This window comes from Nocardia sp. NBC_00508 (assembly GCF_036346875.1).
Lineage (GTDB): Bacteria > Actinomycetota > Actinomycetes > Mycobacteriales > Mycobacteriaceae > Nocardia.
In genome coordinates, this window is the sequence record NZ_CP107852.1 from 7331696 (window position 1) to 7350632 (window position 18937).

The 18937-nt window shown below is 66.3% G+C and carries 20 protein-coding genes and 1 pseudogene; 12 read left to right on the plus strand and 9 right to left on the minus strand.

Going from position 1 to position 18937, the window contains the following annotated elements; all coding sequences use genetic code 11:
• Positions 1–658 precede the first annotated feature (658 nt).
• Positions 659–847 (plus strand): annotated as a pseudogene (locus OHA40_RS34855) (hypothetical protein); the annotation flags it as partial.
• Positions 848–1069: 222 nt separating this feature from the next.
• Here the strand turns inward: OHA40_RS34855 and OHA40_RS33035 are convergent.
• Complete coding sequence (locus OHA40_RS33035; protein ID WP_330230713.1) at positions 1070–1972, minus strand: LysR family transcriptional regulator; 903 nt, start codon at positions 1970–1972, stop codon at positions 1070–1072.
• Between the two features lie 136 nt (positions 1973–2108).
• Between OHA40_RS33035 and OHA40_RS33040 the strand changes: the two genes are divergently transcribed.
• Both OHA40_RS33040 and OHA40_RS33045 read left to right on the plus strand, forming a co-directional pair.
• A complete protein-coding gene (locus OHA40_RS33040) occupies positions 2109–2936 on the plus strand; it encodes an inositol monophosphatase family protein (RefSeq protein WP_330230714.1) in 828 nt (275 codons plus the stop codon).
• Positions 2937–2978: 42 nt separating this feature from the next.
• Positions 2979–3575: an NADPH-dependent F420 reductase gene (locus tag OHA40_RS33045; RefSeq protein WP_330230715.1), complete on the plus strand. Its 597-nt coding sequence runs from the start codon at positions 2979–2981 to the stop codon at positions 3573–3575.
• A 26-nt stretch (positions 3576–3601) separates the two neighbouring features.
• Here the strand turns inward: OHA40_RS33045 and OHA40_RS33050 are convergent, their stop codons facing one another.
• Entirely contained in the window at positions 3602–3865 is a 264-nt protein-coding gene (locus tag OHA40_RS33050) for a hypothetical protein (RefSeq protein WP_330230716.1), read from the minus strand.
• Positions 3866–3871: 6 nt separating this feature from the next.
• Here OHA40_RS33050 and OHA40_RS33055 point away from each other — a divergent pair, with 6 nt between their 5' ends.
• Complete coding sequence (locus tag OHA40_RS33055; protein ID WP_330230717.1) at positions 3872–4108, plus strand: hypothetical protein; 237 nt, start codon at positions 3872–3874, stop codon at positions 4106–4108.
• A 73-nt stretch (positions 4109–4181) separates the two neighbouring features.
• On the opposite strand, the gene OHA40_RS33060 is transcribed toward OHA40_RS33055, so the two are convergent.
• Complete coding sequence (locus OHA40_RS33060; protein WP_330230718.1) at positions 4182–4529, minus strand: cupin domain-containing protein; 348 nt, start codon at positions 4527–4529, stop codon at positions 4182–4184.
• Positions 4530–4593: 64 nt separating this feature from the next.
• Between OHA40_RS33060 and yczR the strand changes: the two genes are divergently transcribed.
• Positions 4594–6015: an aminotransferase-like domain-containing protein gene (gene yczR, locus OHA40_RS33065; RefSeq protein WP_330230719.1), complete on the plus strand. Its 1422-nt coding sequence runs from the start codon at positions 4594–4596 to the stop codon at positions 6013–6015.
• A 139-nt stretch (positions 6016–6154) separates the two neighbouring features.
• On the opposite strand, the gene OHA40_RS33070 is transcribed toward yczR, so the two are convergent.
• Positions 6155–7381: an NADH:flavin oxidoreductase gene (locus tag OHA40_RS33070; RefSeq protein WP_330230720.1), complete on the minus strand. Its 1227-nt coding sequence runs from the start codon at positions 7379–7381 to the stop codon at positions 6155–6157.
• Positions 7378–7962 carry a TetR/AcrR family transcriptional regulator gene (locus tag OHA40_RS33075; protein ID WP_330230721.1) on the minus strand — a complete coding sequence of 195 codons (585 nt, stop codon included), beginning with the start codon at positions 7960–7962 and terminating at the stop codon, positions 7378–7380. Before OHA40_RS33075 ends, OHA40_RS33070 begins: the two co-directional genes overlap by 4 nt.
• Positions 7963–8291: 329 nt before the next feature.
• Here OHA40_RS33075 and OHA40_RS33080 point away from each other — a divergent pair, with 329 nt between their 5' ends.
• The 3 genes from OHA40_RS33080 (at position 8292) to OHA40_RS33090 (ending at position 9873) form a co-directional block, all read left to right on the plus strand.
• Positions 8292–8762: a hypothetical protein gene (locus tag OHA40_RS33080; protein ID WP_330230722.1), complete on the plus strand. Its 471-nt coding sequence runs from the start codon at positions 8292–8294 to the stop codon at positions 8760–8762.
• A 29-nt stretch (positions 8763–8791) separates the two neighbouring features.
• Positions 8792–8947 carry a hypothetical protein gene (locus OHA40_RS33085; protein ID WP_330230723.1) on the plus strand — a complete coding sequence of 52 codons (156 nt, stop codon included), beginning with the start codon at positions 8792–8794 and terminating at the stop codon, positions 8945–8947.
• 185 nt (positions 8948–9132) lie between these two features.
• The gene (locus tag OHA40_RS33090) at positions 9133–9873 is read left to right on the plus strand and encodes an SDR family oxidoreductase (RefSeq protein WP_330230724.1); all 741 of its coding nucleotides are present in this window, start codon (positions 9133–9135) and stop codon (positions 9871–9873) included.
• Between the two features lie 199 nt (positions 9874–10072).
• On the opposite strand, the gene OHA40_RS33095 is transcribed toward OHA40_RS33090, so the two are convergent.
• A complete protein-coding gene (locus tag OHA40_RS33095; RefSeq protein WP_330230725.1) occupies positions 10073–11527 on the minus strand; it encodes a lipase maturation factor family protein in 1455 nt (484 codons plus the stop codon).
• 305 nt (positions 11528–11832) lie between these two features.
• Between OHA40_RS33095 and OHA40_RS33100 the strand changes: the two genes are divergently transcribed.
• Genes OHA40_RS33100 through OHA40_RS33110 form a run of 3 tightly spaced genes read left to right on the plus strand, consistent with a single transcriptional unit; the run spans position 11833 to position 13393 of the window.
• Entirely contained in the window at positions 11833–12171 is a 339-nt protein-coding gene (locus OHA40_RS33100) for an MmcQ/YjbR family DNA-binding protein (protein WP_330230726.1), read from the plus strand.
• Between the two features lie 48 nt (positions 12172–12219).
• Positions 12220–12789, plus strand: a complete 570-nt coding sequence (locus OHA40_RS33105; RefSeq protein ID WP_330230727.1) for a TetR/AcrR family transcriptional regulator — start codon at positions 12220–12222, stop codon at positions 12787–12789.
• The gene (locus OHA40_RS33110) at positions 12779–13393 is read left to right on the plus strand and encodes a hypothetical protein (RefSeq protein WP_330230728.1); all 615 of its coding nucleotides are present in this window, start codon (positions 12779–12781) and stop codon (positions 13391–13393) included. The genes OHA40_RS33105 and OHA40_RS33110 overlap by 11 nt, the downstream gene beginning before the upstream one ends.
• Before the next feature lie 74 nt (positions 13394–13467).
• Here the strand turns inward: OHA40_RS33110 and OHA40_RS33115 are convergent, their stop codons facing one another.
• From OHA40_RS33115 to OHA40_RS33125, 3 genes are all read right to left on the minus strand, one after another.
• Complete coding sequence (locus OHA40_RS33115; protein WP_330230729.1) at positions 13468–14472, minus strand: hypothetical protein; 1005 nt, start codon at positions 14470–14472, stop codon at positions 13468–13470.
• A gap of 436 nt (positions 14473–14908) precedes the next feature.
• Positions 14909–15901, minus strand: a complete 993-nt coding sequence (locus OHA40_RS33120; protein ID WP_330230730.1) for an EamA family transporter — start codon at positions 15899–15901, stop codon at positions 14909–14911.
• Positions 15902–16477: 576 nt separating this feature from the next.
• A complete protein-coding gene (locus tag OHA40_RS33125) occupies positions 16478–16840 on the minus strand; it encodes an ArsR/SmtB family transcription factor (protein WP_330230731.1) in 363 nt (120 codons plus the stop codon).
• A 94-nt stretch (positions 16841–16934) separates the two neighbouring features.
• Between OHA40_RS33125 and OHA40_RS33130 the strand changes: the two genes are divergently transcribed.
• Positions 16935–18923 carry a heavy metal translocating P-type ATPase gene (locus OHA40_RS33130; protein ID WP_330230732.1) on the plus strand — a complete coding sequence of 663 codons (1989 nt, stop codon included), beginning with the start codon at positions 16935–16937 and terminating at the stop codon, positions 18921–18923.
• Positions 18924–18937 lie beyond the last annotated feature (14 nt).

An 18937-nucleotide genomic window follows, 5' to 3' on the forward strand; every position in this document is an offset into this window, starting at 1 on the left:
CGCACAATGCGGGCTGCAATGTGAAAACCCGTGATGCACCATGGGTTTCATTCCATTGCAACTTTTGAGCTAATTTCCTTCGGTTTGGTTTCCGAAACAAATCGGCAAGGCCTGAAAACCCCAGCCGGACCTGCCCTGTCTCAGACGATTTGACAAAGGCGATGCGCAGGGCAAAAAGGAAACAACTGTTACCGCGCGACACAATAAAGTGTCCATTTCTGGAAGCGCTGCTGTTCACACCCCATTCACCGGGGGTACAAGTGGAAATTAATACCGACCAACAGGTATTTACTTCTTGAATTCATTGGTACCGCACTCCGGCACCAATGGGAAGTCAGGTCACAGTCTCTTCAGGTCCACGCCGAGGCTGTGCACCGACCCGGAGAACCAGCTAACTTCTGCGACCGCCCCCGCATGTGACGGCTTTCATTACTGGCCAGCAGTATGCAGAACTGCTGTGACTGGCCACAACCGAGCGATCTGACTTCTCTGTGGCAAGTGGAGCGTCGAGCGTGCGCCTCTCCCCACGGGTGGGCGCGCTCGGCACCGACCGATGCGGCGGTGCCGAGCGTCGTTGGGATGCTGACCTGTCGGGCGGCGGCTACGGAGGCTGTTGCGGCGCGTGCCCACAGGACCTCGACCGAACCGGCCGCCGCTCGGCCCGGTCACCATGGTCGAACGCATCGCCCACGCCCGCGAGCAGGCCCAGCGCGAGACCTTCGACCGCCTCGCCCACGAGTTCACCCCGACCCGCTGCGCGGAGCTGGACGCGCTGCTGGTGACCGATGCCTCGCTGGGGATCTCGCGGTTGCGGTGGCTGTCAACCGGCCCTGCTCGACGATCTGCTGGCGATCGTCACCGACCCGCGCTCGCGCAGGCCAAGCCGCGCCTGCCGCGTGATCACGGGGTTCCGGATACCGGCCGCTGCGGGTGCGCGACACTCTTTTCTGATCAACTGTCCTCGCCGATGGCGCGAAAGAGGCTGACCGAAGCAGTCGCTGTGCCGTGATGCGGCGATGCCGCCGTATTCGCTGTCCCGCAGCCGATCTCGGGCTTCCTGCGTGGCTGGTCACCTCATCGCGCTGGTCAACGCGGTTCGTGCGTGCTCGCGCAGCCAGATGTGTGCGGGGTCGGTGTCGTAGCGCTGGTGCCATGACAGGTACACCGCAGCGGGCGGCAACTGCAACGGCAGCGCCAACAGGGCCAGGCCGAGGTCCGCCGCGCCCACGCGCGCGGTGGATTGCGGGGTGGTCACGACGAGGTCGGAGTCTCGCACGAATTCGAGGGCGGCTCGTTCGGTGGGCGCGCTCGCTACCACGTGGCGGGTGAGATCGAGGCGGGCGAGCGCGTCGTCGAGAAGGTTGCTCAGGCGTCCGCGCCGCGAGACGGTGATGTGTTCGGCTGCGGCGTACCGCTCGGGGGTGAGGGTCTCGACCTCGGTGAGCGGGTGCCCGTGGCGCACAGCGATCACATGCTGGGTCTGGGCGATGCGATCCGCGCGGATCTCGGGGGCGTTCGGGGGGTCGGCGTCGGCGGCGAGGTCGATTTCCCCGCGCCGTAACCCGGGGGTGTCGATGCTGGATTCGGCGATGAAACGCAGCCGCACCCGGGGTGCCTGCTCGCGCACGACCGCGAGCAGGCGGGGGCCGCTGAGGGCGACCAAGGCGTCGTGCCAGCGCAGGGTGAATGTGCGTTCGAGCGTGGCGAGGTCGAGTTCACGATTGGGTGCCAGCACGCCGCGGGCCTGCCCCACCAGATCGTGGACCTGTTCGCGCACAGCCAGCGCGTAGGGCGTAGGGGTCATCGTCCGTCCGGTGCGGACCAGGATCTGATCCCCGGTCGTGCGCCGGATCCTGCCCAAACTTCGGCTCATCGCCGGGGCGGTGACATGTAAGCGCTCCGCCGCACCTGCCACGCTGCCTTCTTCCAGGAGCGCGTCGAGGGCTGCGAGCAGATTCAAATCCAATTGCATGACAGTCATCTTAAGCGTGTCTTACATGCACTTGATGTTAATGATGGCGGCTTCTACGGTCGAGAAGACCGGGAAACGAACGACGACCACTCACCCGGCCGAGAACATCACCGCTGCTCAGACAAGGAGCACCACCATGCCCGAGTCGATGACCGACACCCCCGTCGCCACCGTCGCCGACGCCGCACTGCTCGCGCAGACCGAGGCCGCCGTCCGCGCGGCCAGCGCGCCGTTGCGTGAACGTTTTGGCGAGGTCACCCTGTCCCGCACCCGTGAAGAATTGATGAGTGCGCTGGCCGCCAACGACGACGCGGTCCTGGACATCCTGCGCCCCCGCTTGCACGCGCTGCGCCCGCACGCCGGCTGGGTGGAGCAGGAACAGGAACTCCACGGTGGCGCGCTGCCGGGCGGTGAATGGTGGGTGGTGGATCCGGCCGAAGGCAACGTCAATCACCTGCACGCCCTGCCGGAGTGGGCGGTGACCGCCACCCTGGTGCGCGAGAACGCGCCGGTGCTCACCGTGGTCCATCTGCCGTTGACCGGGCACACCTACACCGCGCTCGCCGGTGGCGGTGCCTACCTCGATGGTCGCCGTCTGCACGTATCGGGGGCCACCGACCTCGGGTTGAGCATCGTGGCCACGAGCCAGGCCCGCCCGGACGAGCAGGAGAGCCTGGTGCGGCGGGTGGGTTCCTCGATCACCGAGATGCTTCTCGACGCGCTCGTGGTGCGCACAGCCGTGCCCGCGACCCTGCATCTGGCGAACGTGGCCGCCGGGCGGATCGAGGCATTCTGGCAGTTCGCCGGGGCCCGCGCGGACCTGCTGCCCGGAGCGCTGCTGGTCGCCGAGTCCGGCGGACAGATCTGCACCACCGACGGCCGCCCCTGGACCCCCGACAGCGACAGTTTCCTGGCCACCGCCCCCGGCGTCCACGCCGCCGCGGTCACCACCCTCTCGCGCTGACCCCACCGACCACAACACCGCTACACAGAAGGACTGTTCACCATGAGCAACATCGCTATTCTCGGCAACGGCCGCGTCGGCGGCAACTTGGCCAGCGCTCTCAGCTCGGCCGGACATGATGTGACCGTGGCGGATCGTTCGCCGGGCGCTGCTACTGCGGCTGTTCGGGCGGGGCAGATCGTTATCAACGCCACCCTGGGCACCGGCTCGTTCGAGCGGCTCACCGCGCTGGGCGAGGAACTGCGCGGCAAGATCCTGATCGATGTCGCCAACGCCACCGTCGACGGACCCGACGGGCTGCCCGCAGAGCTGCTCTACCCCGGCTCGAGCCTGGCCGAGCAACTGCAGGCGGCCCTGCCCGACACGCACGTGGTCAAGACACTCAACACGATGCTCTACACGGTGATGACCGCGCCCACCACCCTCACTCAAGCCCCGACGGTATTTCTCTCCGGCGACGACGCGCAGGCCAAGCAGGTCGTGGCCGGGCTTCTCACCGACCTGGGCTGGCACCAAGAGTGGATCACCGACCTCGGCGGGATCGAGACCGCGCGCGCCACCGAAGCCGCGATCCTGTTCGTACCGCACGTGATCCGATCACGCGGCTTCGCGCCCTTCGCCATCTCGATCGCTCACTGATCAACACGGCCCGGGTGCTCTGCTGCCTACCGCATCGGGACATCTCTGCTGGACGTGCGGCGTGCGGCGATGCGGTATTCGAGCGGAGTGAACTCGGTCGTGGCGCGGAAGGTGCGATAGAAGGTCCGTTCGTTGAGGCGATACAGCGCGCGGCGCGACAGCACGCAATCGCGGGCGATGATGTCAACGCTCAGATCGGGTTCTGTGCAATGGGTACGCAGGTAGCTCATCACCGGGTGCCGGGCCGCGCTGGAGTTGCGCGGGTCCGGCATGGTGTGTCGCAGGTCCACAGCCAAATGGCTGAACTGGTGTCGCGAACCGCGCTCGCCGGACCCGGAACCGGCTGGGATCTGCACGAACTCAGGCATTCGGGCCTGACCCACCTCAGGGAGTCCGGGGCCAGCCTGCTCGAGCTGATGGCCAAATCGCGACACCGAAAGGCCGAGAACCTGCGCCGCTACTTCAAGCCGTCACCGCAGGCAATGCGTGAGCTGACCAGCCTGCTCGGTCCAGGAGCCAATCGGCGGCGCTGACCGGCAGCTACGCCATATCCGTTGTTTTTCCGGCGGTTACTACCGGAACCCCAGCTATTCGGCCGCAGCATATTCAGTTGCCGTACTGCTTGGTCTCGGGTCGCTCGACAAGCAGGACGTGGGCCCGGGTCTCCGCGACGGGGCGATGCCGGATTCCTTTGGGGACGACGAAGAGGTCGCCCGCCCCGAGAGTGACCGGTGGGCGACCTTCGAGTTCGATGCGGAAGGTGCCGTCCCAGCACAGGAACAGTTCGTCCTCGTCGTGGTAGTGCCAGGGGAACTCGCCCTCGAGCCGGGCGGCGCGGACCACGGTGTCATTGACCTGTGCCAACTCGCGTTGCTGGAACGGCCCCGGCAATGTGGCGATGGTGTCGGAGATGGAAACAGCTCGGCTGGGTGAAGTGGTCGTTTCTTTGCTCATGTGCGCCATGGTGGTGGGCTCGGCTTGGCACGACCAGGGCCAATCCGGCAAAATTGGTTCGCTGATGGAGCCAATCGAAGTAGTGCATCGTCTCGGCCGTTGGTCCACGGGGCGCGGTCCGTTGTATCTGCTGCTCGCGGCACGGCTGCGCCAGTTGATCGATGAGGGCGAACTCCCGCCGGGAAGTGTGTTGCCGCCGGATCGGGTCTTCGCGCGGATTCTCTCCGTCGGACGCAGTACGGTGGTCGCCGCTTACGGGCTTCTGGAAGGCGAAGGCCGGATCGTACGGCGCCAAGGCAGCGGCACTCGGGTCGCGGGTGCGGCGCCGGTGGCGGCGACGAATACCACCAGTGCGCCGATGTTCCTGCATCTGCTGGAGCCGGACCCTGAGCTGATCTCGCTGGCTTGTGCCGCGCCCGCCGCACCGCCCCCGGAGGTGACCGCTGCGTTCACCGCCATGCTGCCCGAGTTGGCGTCGATAACCGCTGACATCGGTTATCACCCTGCCGGTTGTTCGATCCTGCGCGAGGCTATTGCCGAGCGTTACACCCGGCTGGGGGCGCCGACGCATCCGGATCGGATTCTCGTCACCAACGGTGGCCAGCAAGCGCTGTCACTGTTGGCGCGCGCGTTCATTGCCCCCGGCGATCGAGTTCTGGTCGAGACGCCGACCTATCCAGGCGCGCTCGAGGCATTCCGCGAACAAGCGGCCGTCTTGGATGCACTGCCGGTCGGGTTCGCCGGGTTCGAGGCGGCTGTCCGAGCGCGCCGTCCGGTCCTCGGCTACCTCACCCCGGCGTTCCAGAATCCCACGGGCGCAGTTCTTTCCCGCCTGATCCGACGGAGAATCGCCGAAGTGGCCGCTGCCGCAGGCGTCGCGCTCATCGCCGACGAGGTACTCGCAGACCTCGCGTTCCCGGATGAGGTCATACCGCCGTTCGCCGTCGACGCGGACGCCGCAATCGCCATCGGGTCGTTGAGCAAGAGCATCTGGGGCGGCTTGCGCATCGGCTGGATCCGCGCGCCGATCCCGGTCGTAGAACGCGTCACCCGTCTGAGGGCGGTACATGACCTCGGGGGAAATCTACCGGTGCAACTCGCCGCGGCGCGGCTGGTCCTCCAGTTGGATCCACTGTGCGCAAGCCATGCGGCGCAACGGCAGTCATGCCACGACACGCTTCTGGGTGCGCTGGCCGCACAGCTTCCCGAGTGGACGGTGTCGGCCGTCCGCGGTGGCCAGACACTGTGGGTGCGGCTGCCCTACGGCGACGGCAACTCGTTCGCCCAGACCGCTCTTCGCCACGGTGTCGCCGTGCTCGCAGGCAGCGGGCTCGACGCGGCCGGTGGCAGCAACGACTACATACGCCTGCACTTCCGCCACCCGGAAAGCACCCTCATCAGAGCTGTCACCCGTCTCGCCACCGCCTGGCACGACTATCGCCCACCCGCGCAACCGGCCACCACACCGCCGACACTGGCTGTCTGACCGCGCAGAATCGAGAACGGTCAGCTCCGCTCGCGCATGGGCACCGCGAAGGTCGTCGATGAGGGGCCTGTTCGCCGTGCGCCATCAGGAGCGCGCGGGCATGCACTGGTCCGCACGACGTCGCCCGCAACGCGGCCGGTCAGATCTGTTCCTTCGGTCCGCCGTCCATGCCGGACACCGTCAACTGGATCGGCGCACCGGATCGATCGGGCCGGTAGACGCAGCGGGTGCGCGTATATATCGTGGGCATGCATTCATTGCAGTGGACGCAGGCCGACTGCGTAGCGCCGTCGGATCGGATGCGGTGCAGTAGGTTCGGTTCTCGCAGCAGCGCCCGGCCCATAGCGACGAAGTCGAATCCTTCGGTCATCGCCTGCTGCATGGTCCGCAGATTCGTGATGCCGCCCAACAGGATCAGCGGCATCGACAGCTCCCTGCGGAACTGGCGGGCCCGATCCAGCAGGTACCCGTCTCGATAGGGGTACTCCTTCAGGAAGGACCGGCCGACAAGGCGGAAACCCCAGCGCGCCGGTATGGGAAGGACGTTCGCGAACTCCCGGCGTGGCGCACGGCCGTGGAACAGCAACATCGGGTTGAGCAGCGAGCTTCCAGCGGTCAGTTCCAGCGCATCCAGCGTGCCGTCCGTCTCCAACCACGCCGCCACTTGCAGCGACTCGGGCACTGTCAGTCCGCCCGGTACGCCGTCATCCATGTTGAGCTTCGCGATCACCGCGAGCCGTCCGTCCACAGCTTCGCGTACCGCACAGGCGATTTCGCGCGCCAACCGGGCACGGTTGACGGTGGAACCGCCGTACCTGTCGGTGCGCCGGTTCAACTTCGGGCTCAGAAACGAGCTGACCAGGTAGTTGTGCCCGAAATGGATTTCCACCGCGTCGAATCCCGCGTGCGCGGCCAGCGTCGCCGCGTTCGCGTGCGCGGCGACGAGCTCGCGAATCTCCCCCAGATCGGGCACCTTCGTGAAGCGCATCGTGAGCGGGCTGATCATTCTGCTGGGAGCGAGCGCGGGAACGCCGTTGGATCTCGCGTTTGCGACCGGACCGGCATGCCCGATCTGCGCACTCGCCGCCGCACCCTCGGCATGGACAGCGTCGGTCAACTTGCGCAAGCCCGGCACCGCCTCCGGGCGCATCCAGATCTGATGCCGGTCGGTTCGTCCACCCGGTGTGACGGCGCAATAGGCGACCGTCGTCATGCCGACCCCGCCCGCCGCAGTCTCTCGATGGAACTCGATCAGATCGTCGGTCACCAGTGCGTCCGGGGTACGGCCCTCGAACGTCGCCGCCTTGATCACCCGGTTGCGCAAGGTGATCGGCCCCAACTCGGCCGGTGCGAATATCTCGTTCATCGCTGTTTTCCCTTGGCGGTGGTCAGCCCGGCGACAACGAAGTCACGCAGAGAGTCCACCGCCGCGTCCGACATCGTCCGCTCAGTGGTTGCGGCGCCGCCGAATCGCGTGATGATCAAGTCGAAGGCCAACATCCAGCGTCGGCGGCTCTCCTGCTCGTCGACTCCTGGCAGGAGGGCAACCCACGAGTCCATCCGGAACCACGGCTGCCGCCACTGGGTCGCATGCCGCCCCAGCACGAACTGGGCCAGTAGCCGCAGGTGCAACCGGCCTACCGGATCGGCGGCCAATTCGACGAAGGGCTCGATGACGGCGTCGACGACCTCGGCCACCGAACCGCGCTCGGCGGTCACCGCGGACAACCGCGTTGCCCACAGTGGCCCCAACCGGTCCTCGAGCAACGCCGCGACCAGCGCGTCCTTCGACCCGAAGTGGTAGTGCACCGCAGCCGGGTTCGCGCCGGCCTCGCCGCAGATGCTCCGGACCGACACATCGTCGTATCGACCGGTCAACAGCAGTCGTTCCGCGGCGGCAAGAAGTCGCTCCCGGGTGCTCACCGCTGCGGAGACCTGGTCAGTCATGTCACCAGTCAAGCATGGCTCGAACAATGTTTCAATCATTGATTGAACGATCGGGACAACTCCGCCCGACGTCGGCCGCCGCGGTTCGATGATCCATATCGGACTGCCGCCGGTGCTCGGGCGGTTCACGGGATGGCCAACTCCTGGAGCATCTGAGCAGCGGCATGGGGGCAATCGTGCGCGCTCTGGCGGACCGAGCTCGTCGCCGAGCCGCACAACCGAATTCGTTCCGGCGCACCGCCGGTCAGAAGTCAGTTGTCCCTGTCGAGTCGCGAATGACACCATGTGACCGGACGGATCCAAGCCGGTTTCAAAGGAGTGGTCTAGCTATGCCGGGGGAACTATGGGCGTCTGCCTTTTCGCTTGTCGGCGTGGTCCTGGGCGGCGGGTTGACGGCGTTCACGCAGCGGACCACGCAGCGATCCGCGGAGCGCACCGAGCGGCAGCGGCAGGCCGCAGCCACCGCCGAAGCGCGCCGCGCCGAACAAGTCCAAGCGATCAAGGACTTCATCGCCTGTGCGCAGGAGGCCGAGCGAGCCGCCTACACCCGTCCGGAATCGTGGGGGGAGGATGAGGACGATTGGATGACGCGAGCCCAAGCGACGATGACGAAGCTGTGGATCGGCGAACGCAGCCTCGTGCTGCTCTGCGCGCCGGTCCTCCAAGGCCCGGTTCACGACTACGGGCGCGCACTCAACCAGGCGGTGTGGCGGGAAATCGATGCCGAGGTGAACGAACACCTCGAGGAGTACAAGATCTCTTTCATGACCGCGGCCCGGGCAAGCCTGGCCGATTCGTGATCCATTGAGCCGACGAGTGCCTGCGTTTCGTGGATTCGGCCCCTGCGGCGGCTGGTCCGCATGCTCGGGTGCGGCATCCGCTGCTGCGCGAGGGCCGAATCGACAACGCGGCGCGGGACTTCCGGCGAGAAGGGGTGATCACCGGCAGCGGCGCGGTGGAGCGGCGTTTCACTCGCAAAGGATGAAGCAAGCTTCGACCGGGTGTTCATACGCTGGTCCCTGTTGCGCGTGACCGCATGGAACCTGACCGAATCACCAACGCGTGCGCCCTGCTGAACCGGTCGGATGTGCTCAGGATTTCGGACATCGTGCAATCGACCGGTATGTACCTCCGGGGATGCCGGGGGTTCCCACGTGAAAGGTGAGAACCATGAAGCTCACAGTCATCGGCGGTACCGGACGGATCGGCTCGCAGGTGGTCCAGAAGCTGACCGCAGCCGGACATGAGGCCATCCCGGCGGCACCGTCCACCGGTGTCGACCTGATTTCGGGGAAGGGCCTGGACCAGGCGCTGGAGGGCGCTCAGGTCGTGGTCAACGTGGCGAACTCGCCGACCTTCGACGAGGCGTCCCTGGACTTCTTCCGCACCTCCATGAACAATCTGCTCGCCGCGGGAGAGCGTGCCGGTGTCGGACATCACGTCATTCTCTCGGTCGTCGGAGTGGACCAGGTGCCCCAGCTGGACTACTACCGTGCCAAGACCCTGCAGGAGGACATGCTCCGGCAGGGGCCGACGCCGTACTCCATCGTGCGCGCCACCCAGTTCTTCGAGTTCATGGACGCGGTCTTCTCCTCGACCTCCGACAGCGACACCGTCCACCTGCCCGCCACCCGCCTCCAGCCGATCGCCGCCGCGGACGTCGTCGACGCGGTCGTCGAGGTCTCCACCGGCACCCCGCTGCAGGGGATCAGGAACATCGCCGGACCGGACGTCTTTCCCCTCGATGAACTCGGCAGGATCACCGTGGCGGCACAGCACGACAGCCGGGCCGTCATCACCGACGACAAGGCCGGCATGTTCGCAGCCGTCACCGGCGATGTGCTCACCGCGGGACCGGACGCACAACTGGCGCCCACGCACTACCAGGACTGGCTCGAGGTGGCCCGGTAAACCAGGGAATACCGTCCCGGCCGCGACTCCAATAGCTGTGCGGCCGCTTCGATTTCGGTGGACACAGCCAGCTCGACCGGCGGTAGAAACGCGTTCTGCGGTAGCCCGACCACGCCGTGCGGCGCGATGCGAATGGGTCAGCGAAACAAATCGGCGTGTTCGACTGTGTCGCATCGGATTCCTCGCCGCCGCACCACCGTCATTCGAGGCCGAGGTGGCGGGGTTGGTCGTCGGTGAGGGTTACCGGTGGGACGTATCGGCTCACCAGCGTGCGATGCCACCAGGCTCTGGTGCGAGCCAGCTCCCGTGGTGTGGTGAAGCGGTACTCGTACAGTTGCGCGCGCACGTAACGCGGCGGGGACATGGGGAAGGGGTTGTACCGGAGTAGGCGAAGCGTCGCCCGATCGTTTTCCAGCAGTCGCATCAGGAACGGGCCCAGCCAGTCCCGCGCATAGTGCGGTGAGAAGGCGGCGAACCACATGAGCCAGTCCAGGCGCAGGTGATACGGCGCCCATTGTCGTGGAAGCCGGCGCAGGTCACCGGGCTTTCCTTTGAATTCGTACTCTTTCCACGCGGTCTGTTCGGTGATCGTCGGCTCCGCGGTGCCTTCGATCACCACCTCGAAGCGGATCCGGCCGACGGTGCCGAAGGCGCCATAGGTGTTCACCAGGTGGTAGGGGTTGAAGGACCGGTTCATCAGCTGCTGACTGGAGATCATGTTGCGCATGGGCCAGTAGCTCAGGAACACCACCAGCACCGTGAACCCGATGACCAGGCCCGCGAACCATAGCGGTGGTCCCGGCAGAGCGGGCGGGGTGGGCACCGGGAGTACCGCTGCCGCCGAGGACTGGCTGATCGCGCCAGCGGCGAGGACGATCGTCACCCAGTTCAGCCACGCGAAGTTGCCGGACAGTACCAGCCACAGCTGGGTGGCGACGATGATGGCCGCGGCGATGCTCGCCACCGGCTGCGGAGCGAACAAGCCGAACGGCACGACGAGTTGAGCGAAATGGTTGGCGGCGACCTCGACCCGATGCAGCGGCTTGGGCAGGTGATGAAAGAACCAGCTCAGCGGCCCTGGCATCGGCTGCGTCTCATGGTGGTAGTACAAGCAGGTGAGATCACGCCAGCACCGATCGCCGCGCAGCTTGATCAGGCCCGCGCCGAACTCGACGCGGAACAGCAGCCAGCGCGCGAGCCACAGCACCAGCACCGGCGGTGCGGTGCGGTCGTTGCCGAGGAAGATCGCGATGAAGCCGACTTCGAGCAGCAGGGACTCCCAGCCGAACGAATACCATGCCTGACCGACGTTGACGATCGAGAGATAGAGGATCCACAGCGTCAGCCACAGCAGCATCGCGGCCCACAACGGCACCCAGTCGGCCACGCCCGCGACCATCGCCACGGACACCGCCGCACCGAACCAGCAGACCACAGCGAAGAACCGGTCGGAATAGTGGACATGAAAGATGCTCGGCGCCGCACGGACGGACCGCCGCGCCAACAACCGCGGCACCGGCGTCATGCCGTGCTCGCCGATCAGCGCCCGGAACTGCCGGGCAGCCGCGACGAAGGCGATCAGATAGATGGCTGCGGCACCGCGCGTCAGTACCTGCCTGCCCAACCAGTATTCGGGTGCGGTGAACCATTCCATGCCCGCAACTCCTCCTCGGATCGCGGACGTTCGTAACCCACCTCCGCCCACCTTAACCCGTCAGCCCGCGAACCCGAGGGCGGATGCCGGAACGTCGCGGCGTCGAGCAGGACACGGGTCGGCCTCAGGGCCGTGGCGTCATCGGGTAGGACTACCCCGCTACATCGGGTACAAACTGTGCTTTCGTGGGTTGTGCAGCGCCCTATGCGGACCCAGCTGTTGCCACGTGTGCCAGGCCGGAATTCGGCGTCGATTCCGCCCGACCACGTTCGGGAGTGTCGATGACGCCTGGAAGGATTCAGCGCATGAGTGCCACTGGGGACGATGCCCGCGCCTTTGCCCTGTCGCTGCCGGAAACATCCGAACAGTTCACGTGGGGCATGGCGACTTTCCGGGTCGCAGGCAAGTTGTTCCTCACGCTGCCGGAGGCCGAGACGTCGATGGCCGTCCGCTGCCCCATCGCCGAGCGCGACGAACTCGTTGTCGCCGAACCGGACAAGTTCTGGATCGCCGCGCACGAAGCCAACAACGCCTGGGTGCGGGTGCGTCTCGTCGCGCTGGAGGACGGGGAGGAACTGGAAACCATCGTTCTCGACTCCTGGCGGCAAGCCGCACCCCGGCATCTGGTCGACGACGCTCGGTGACACAGAAGTGCACCAATGGTGCGCACCAGAGGCATGTACCATTGGTACATGCCCCTTCCTCGCTTCTACCGGCTCCCACCCGAACGACAACGCGCCATAATCGACGCCGCGAAGACCGAGTTCGCACACCATGGCCCTGAGGCCGCCTCATACAACGCGATCATCGCCAACGCGGCTATCTCCAAGACCTCCGCCTACCAGTACTTCGACGGTAAGGACGACGTCCTCGGGCTGGTGCTCTCCGACGTCTCCGATCGGCTGCGGCGACAACTGGGCACCTGGATCCCAGCGCATACGCCGGACGCGTTCTGGGCGCGCCTCCGCGAGGACTCGGCCGGACTCGTCCGCTTCCTCGAGGACAACCCCCTCGATCGGGCCCTCGCCGATGCCGCCATCACCCGGAATGCCACCGCAGACGAGCGATCCTGGCTGGCCGCCGTGATCGAGAACGGCGTCGACCTCGGCGTCATCCGCACGGACGTGGACCGTGAGCTCCTGACTTCGGCATCCGCCGCTGTGCTCCGCGTCGGCGATCACTGGGCGCTCGCGGGTGGCGGCGATACCGATCAGATCTTCAGCCTGCTAGCCGGATTGTGGGGGCCTCCCCATGCGCGGTGATCTGCAAGCGGATTGGGCGATTCCGGCGACATCTGCCGGGTGGGCCGGACGCCTGGAACGGTTCATGGGCCCTGGGAAGAGCCGGGCAGAGGCGGCCGTGGAATACGTCGGCGGCGCGATCTGTCTTCTGCTTCTCGTAAGCTACTGCTGGCCAAAGTTTTCCGATCGCAGCGTCGCGGAGATCGCGGTGTCGATCGTTATTGCCTGCGACGTCGTCGGAGGCGTATTGACCAACGCGACGAACTCGGCGAAACGCTGGTACCACCGCACCCGCTCATCGGGGGGCCGGTTGGGTTTCGTCGCGGTCCACACCCTGCATCTCGCCGTTGTCGGCTTCCTGCTGCTCGATGATCCGGTGTGGTTCGTCGCCAACACCCTGCTGCTGCTCGGGTCCGCGCTTCTGATCGAATCCGTTCCGGCCGGATTGCGCCGTCCAGTTGCCATGGCGGCCTATATGGCCGTGCTCCTGGTCAATCTGATCGCATTCCCGGTACCGGCGCTACTGGCATGGTTCGTCCCGCTGTTCTATCTCAAACTGCTGGTCTGCCATCTTATTCCGGAGGTCCCCATTGCAACGCGAGGTCGTCCTCGCCCGAGCATGTGAATCGGAACCGGGGATGTCCTGGGTCGGGTCGCACCAGCTGAACCCATCGCGCCGGATCCGGGTCATCGCCGTCGTCAGCGCGCGCGGCGTCGGCGAGGGCGGGGAGCGAGCTTCAGGCCGAACAGGAAATCGGTGTTGCGAACCGGGGTCGGTTGTTCGGACATGCGGAGCAGCCCGGCTTGTCGTATCCAGCTGTGGTGCCAGTGGTACAGGTCCGGGAGGGTCACCTCGCATGCCGCGGCGAGTCTGCGCAGACGGAAGCCCGCTCCACCGACTGCACCGGCGAAGAGTTTGCTGTTGGGTGTGTCGTGCGCTTCCCGGTAGACGCGGGCCTCGTAGAGCAGCGGGCGCGCCAACGGCGGTATCGCCCATACATATAGGTCGGGAGCGTGTGCGTAACCGATCGGGCCGTTGAAGATCAGCGCGTCGGCGGTGAGGGCGACGCAGGGAATCGCATTGAGTTCCATTGCGGTAGCGCCGGTGAACAGTGCGGTGGCCAGCGCGGCCGCTTCCACCGGGTTGGCGGTCCTGGCACGGATACGGGTGATGGTCTCGTGATCGATCGGGGTCGTGGTCAGCCCCGGTCCGACCGAGTACGCGAGATCCGGTGGCAGATCGAGGCGCAGTCCATGGAGCAGGAATGCGGCTTGAGCGCCGCGGAGGCGGGTGATGGTGTGTCCGCGGCTGGGACTATCGGCGACGAGACCACCGAGGAACCGGTACAGGCTCAGGATGTCGTTCCACTCGGCGACCAATCCGCCGCCGGAACCCTGACGGAGGCGATCCGGCACGGCGAGGCGAGGCTGTAGGACCGTCAGCATGTGCGCCGCGAGACCGGCGCCGAGGGGGTCGAGCCACCTGCGTTGGTCGTGCCGATTGAGGTCGTGATCGCATGGCTGCCCGTTGTGTTCGGCCAGCCAGCGGCAGGTCGCGCGGATTCCGTTGGTGTAGACGGCGTCGATGCGCGCGAACTCGGCGGGCGGCAGGCTCCGGTAGGCGTCCGCCAGAAACGTCGTGACGTCTCCATCGGAGACCTGCGGCAACAGCCCGTCTCCGGCCGCCTCGGGGAACGTGACCATCCGTGATGGCCGCGACCTGAGCTGGCGATAACCAACCTGCCGGGTCGGGCCATCCGGAACCTGCCGATACCCGAGTTGCCGGGTAGGGGCATCGGGAACTTGTCGATATCCGAGCTGCCGGGTAGGGCCATCGGCAACGGCGTCACGCTCGGCCGATTTTTCCAGCTCGGACGGACGTAGCGTGGGCACGCTTGCGTCGGCCACAGCTACAACCTCCTGGATCCATGGACCCGCACCGGCAAGCGGGTTCGACGTCAGTTGCAGAGCATTCGATCACGTACCCGGCGGTAGATGCGAAAAGTTCACCGAGATTTGATGTTGCCTATCTCACTGATAGTCCAAGTTTCAACGGAGCCCGGTGGAGCGCCGCGCATTCGACGCAATCGTGGCGCTGCTGGTAGCGGCACCAAAATACACTGACCGACATCGACTTTCACTAAAATTCCGCCCGCGACGACGCCGAATGCTGCCGAGTTGAGGGCTTGTTCAGCCCCCTGGAACGCGACATCCGCACACGCTCCTTCGACACTGTTCGAGACTGCGTTTCGCCGGGACCGCGCGCCGCGCCGGCGCACGCCACGACCACCAGGCCGATACCCAGCCACTGGACGACCTGCAATTCCTCGCCCAGCAGTAGCAGTCCGACGCCCGCGGCCACCGCTGGTTCGAGGCTCATCATCACGCCGAACACCGCTGGTGTGATCCTGCGCAGAGCCTCCAACTCGATCGCGTGCGGCACGAGTGAGGACAGTACGGCCAGCGTCGCCGCCCCGACCAGGAACACCGGACTCAGCACTATCGCAGCACCACTCGCGATCACTGGCGGCAACGCGAGCAGCGCGCCGAATCCCATGGCCAAGGCCAGTCCGTCGTGCCCGGAGGTATGCCTGCCGACCACGGCGCTGCACGCAATGTAAGCAGCCCAGCCCACACCGGCGGCCATAGCGAACAGTACGCCGGTCCATGACAGCGGTCCTTCGCTATCGACCAGCAGCAAAACCCCCGCGCCCGCGAACGCCACCCATAGCGCGTCGCGCCAGCGGCGCGAGCCGATCAGCGCGATGGTGAGTGGGCCGAGGAAATCGATGGTCACCGCCATACCCAGCGGAATGCGGTCCAGCGCCGCGTAGAAGCACACATTCATGGCGGCGATCGCTACCCCGAGCCCGGCGATCGGGAACAGCGCTGTGCGCTCCACTCGCAGCGCAGGCCGCCACAGCAGCATGGCGAACGCGCCGGCCAGCACGATCCGGGCGCACGCGACCGTCGTGGGCGAGGCGATCGAGAACAGATGTTTGGCGACGACCGCTCCGAGCTGGATGCTGACCATCGCGACGATCACGAGTAGCGAAGTGGGCACGCCGCCGCGTTGCGGGGCGAAGCGCGGCGCGCTGCGTGCGGGGATGTCCTGGACAGGACTGATGACCACGTGTTGCTCCGTTTCGGGGACGCGCCTACGCCCGTGTGCGTAAGCGGCGTGGGTTGTGTGCACGAGCCGCATTCGGACGCGTCGCAACTCGCCGACCGTTCAGGTGGATCGGCGAGGCGCGCGAATCGTTCTGCGTAGGAGTGGTTCCGGTGCTATCTCAGTGCGCCGCCAGGAGCACGTGCTCGACCCGCGACTGTGCTGGGTTATAGCGACGCGTCGGCTCCGGATTTGCGGCGTGTGCCGACCGGTCAGGCGAGTGGACCCAATTCAGCCCGCTCCACTCCAAAGTGGACGGTATCGGGGCGTCGTGCGCTGCGCGCAGCCGTGTTTCACAGCTCAAGACCATAGGTTTGCTAAGCAACGATTTGTCAGCCGGTTGGTTGCCAGAACTCGGGGGAAATGTTGCGAAATGTGTCTGGCGCTGTGCCGTGGCGCACAAGATACGGATGTGATCGATCAATGCTCAGGATGTATTCGGCACCCGTCCTGTGGCGCAATGCGTCTCGGCCTCGAGGCCGCTGAAGATTTCGGCCCCGGCTCGGCTGATCCGGAGTGTCGCCCGTCGGATACGGACGGTCACCCCGTGCTTTCGGGACGGTCGGACAATCCGAGGCGCAGGTGTTCGCTGTGGTAGATCGCCTCGTCCAAGAGCTGGGCGACGTGGTTGTCGTAGAGGCTGTAGACGATGCTGCGGCCGGTGCGGGCTCCGGTGACCAACCCTAGGTGGCGCAGCAGCCGAAGCTGATGGGACACAGCGGACTGCTCCATTCCGATCGCGTCGGCGAGTGCGCTCACCGATTGCGGGCCTTGGCGCAGCTCGGTGAGGATCATCAGCCTGCTCGGGGTGGCCAGCGCCTGCAGCGTGGTCGCCACATGATTGGCGGAATCGGGATCAAGGCGCGCGGCAGGCCGGTCTCTGCCTCCTATGCCGTGTCCCATAACCGAAGAGCATACTCCAGGAATAAATGAAGACCTGTTCATATTTTCTGATATGGTTGGGCCGTCTGTTCATTCGCTGTCTTGGAGGTGAGCCGTGGCCGCGCCGACCCTCGCGCCGACTCGTCCGAATCCGATACCCGGTCTGGTGCCGGTGCGCCGGACCCGGTTGTTCGCTCTGCCGGAGGTTCGATGGGCAGCCTTGGCCGCGGTGTTGTTCCTGGCTGGTCTGGCGGTGCAGCTGATCGGTGGGCCGCAGTGGCCGTGGTGGGCGTTGTATCTGGCCTGCTATGCAGCTGGCGGGTGGGAGCCAGGACTGGCGGGGTTGCGGGCGTTGCGGGAGAAGACGCTCGACGTCGACCTGCTCATGGTCGCCGCGGCGATCGGTGCGGCGGCAATCGGTCAGATCACCGACGGCGCCTTGCTGATCGTCATCTTCGCCACCTCCGGCGCCCTGGAAGCCTTGGCCACCGCCCGGACCGAGGATTCGGTGCGCGGGCTGCTCGATCTCACGCCCGACACTGCGAACCGGGTGATCGGCGACAATGCGGAAGAGACGGTGAACGCCGCCGAACTCCGAGTCGGGGATGTCGTCGTGGTGCGGCCCGGTGAGCGGATCGCCGCGGACGCGACCGTGATCTCCGGCGGCAGCGAAGTCGATCAGGCCACCATCACCGGTGAACCACTACCGGTGGACAGAACCGTCGGTAACGAGGTATTCGCCGGGACTCTCAACGGCACTGGCGCCCTGCGTATTCGGGTCGAGCGCCGCGCGGAGGACTCGATGGTCGCGCGGATCGCGGCATCGGTCGAGCAGGCCGCGCAGACCAAGGCCCGCACACAGCTGTTCATCGAGAAGGTCGAACAGCGCTACTCGATCGGCATGGTGGTGGTCACCTCGGCGGTGTTCGCCATCCCACTGCTGCTCGGGGACACCGTGCAGCGCGCTCTGTTGCGGGCGATGACTTTCATGATCGTCGCTTCCCCCTGCGCGCTCGTGCTGGCGACGATGCCGCCGTTGCTGGCGGCAATCGCCAACGCGGGTCGCCACGGCGTGTTGGTCAAATCCGCGGTGGTGATGGAAAAGCTCGGCGCCACCGAGCGGATCGCGTTCGACAAGACCGGCACCCTCACCCGCGGCGCGGCCGAACTCATCGAAATCCATTGTCTGGACTCGCGATTCAGCGATGCCGAGGTGCTGCGACTCGCCGCGGCGGCCGAGCGGCCCAGCGAGCATCCGCTGGCTGCGGCCATCGTGCGCGCGGCGCGCGTCCGGGACCTCGGACTGCCCGAGATAGCCCGATTCACCGCACATCCCGGTCGCGGCGTGACCGCCCGCGTCGGCGACCGGCTGATCAGCGTCGGCTCCCCCGCCACCATGGGACCGGAAACCGACAGCACTCCCGAAACCGAGGCAGTGCGCGCCACCGTCGACTCATTGCAGACCAGCGGCTACACCGCTGTCATCGTGACCTGCGAGCAATTCCCGATCGGCGTGCTGGCCATCACCGACCAGCTTCGACCGGAAGCGACGACGGCCGTGCGCGGCGCCACCGAACTGACCGGCACCGCGCCGGTACTGCTGACCGGCGACAACCGCGCTACCGCCGGCCGGATTGCCGCGCAGGTCGGCATCACCGATGTCCGGGCCGAACTGCTGCCCGACGACAAAGTGACCGCGGTGCGGCGACTGCAGGCCGACGGACAAAAGGTGACCGTGGTCGGTGACGGCATCAACGATGCACCGGCCCTCGCCGCCGCCGAGGTAGGCATAGCGATGGGCGGCGCGGGTGCCGACCTGACTTTGCAGACCGCCGACGCCGTCGTCGTTCGCGACGACCTCACCACGATTCCCACGGTGATCGCGCTGGCACGACAGGCGCGTCGAGTTGTCGTGGCCAACTTGGCCATAGCCGCCACCTTCATCGGCGTGCTCACCGTCTGGGACCTCGTCGGGACCCTGCCCCTGCCGCTGGGCGTCGCCGGACACGAGGGATCCACGGTCATTGTGGGGCTCAACGGGCTACGACTGCTACGCGGGGCAGCCTGGGAACGCGCCGCCGGAAACCGCCATCGATCCGAGTAGTCGGGCTACTCGTG

Excerpts from the sequence above, each read along its gene's own strand:
- OHA40_RS33105 (WP_330230727.1), top strand. The coding sequence starts at position 12,220 with ATGCCCCTTCCTCGCTTCTACCGGCTCCCACCCGAACGACAACGCGCC.
- OHA40_RS33040 (WP_330230714.1), top strand. The coding sequence starts at position 2,109 with ATGCCCGAGTCGATGACCGACACCCCCGTCGCCACCGTCGCCGACGCC.
- OHA40_RS33075 (WP_330230721.1), bottom strand. The coding sequence starts at position 7,962 with ATGACTGACCAGGTCTCCGCAGCGGTGAGCACCCGGGAGCGACTTCTT.
- OHA40_RS33080 (WP_330230722.1), top strand. The coding sequence starts at position 8,292 with ATGCCGGGGGAACTATGGGCGTCTGCCTTTTCGCTTGTCGGCGTGGTC.
- OHA40_RS33055 (WP_330230717.1), top strand. The coding sequence starts at position 3,872 with ATGGCTGAACTGGTGTCGCGAACCGCGCTCGCCGGACCCGGAACCGGC.
- OHA40_RS33125 (WP_330230731.1), bottom strand. The coding sequence starts at position 16,840 with ATGGGACACGGCATAGGAGGCAGAGACCGGCCTGCCGCGCGCCTTGAT.
- OHA40_RS33095 (WP_330230725.1), bottom strand. The coding sequence starts at position 11,527 with ATGGAATGGTTCACCGCACCCGAATACTGGTTGGGCAGGCAGGTACTG.
- OHA40_RS33045 (WP_330230715.1), top strand. The coding sequence starts at position 2,979 with ATGAGCAACATCGCTATTCTCGGCAACGGCCGCGTCGGCGGCAACTTG.
- yczR (WP_330230719.1), top strand. The coding sequence starts at position 4,594 with ATGGAGCCAATCGAAGTAGTGCATCGTCTCGGCCGTTGGTCCACGGGG.
- OHA40_RS33100 (WP_330230726.1), top strand. The coding sequence starts at position 11,833 with ATGAGTGCCACTGGGGACGATGCCCGCGCCTTTGCCCTGTCGCTGCCG.
- OHA40_RS33060 (WP_330230718.1), bottom strand. The coding sequence starts at position 4,529 with ATGAGCAAAGAAACGACCACTTCACCCAGCCGAGCTGTTTCCATCTCC.
- OHA40_RS33115 (WP_330230729.1), bottom strand. The coding sequence starts at position 14,472 with ATGGTCACGTTCCCCGAGGCGGCCGGAGACGGGCTGTTGCCGCAGGTC.
- OHA40_RS33110 (WP_330230728.1), top strand. The coding sequence starts at position 12,779 with ATGCGCGGTGATCTGCAAGCGGATTGGGCGATTCCGGCGACATCTGCC.
- OHA40_RS33090 (WP_330230724.1), top strand. The coding sequence starts at position 9,133 with ATGAAGCTCACAGTCATCGGCGGTACCGGACGGATCGGCTCGCAGGTG.
- OHA40_RS33035 (WP_330230713.1), bottom strand. The coding sequence starts at position 1,972 with ATGCAATTGGATTTGAATCTGCTCGCAGCCCTCGACGCGCTCCTGGAA.
- OHA40_RS33070 (WP_330230720.1), bottom strand. The coding sequence starts at position 7,381 with ATGAACGAGATATTCGCACCGGCCGAGTTGGGGCCGATCACCTTGCGC.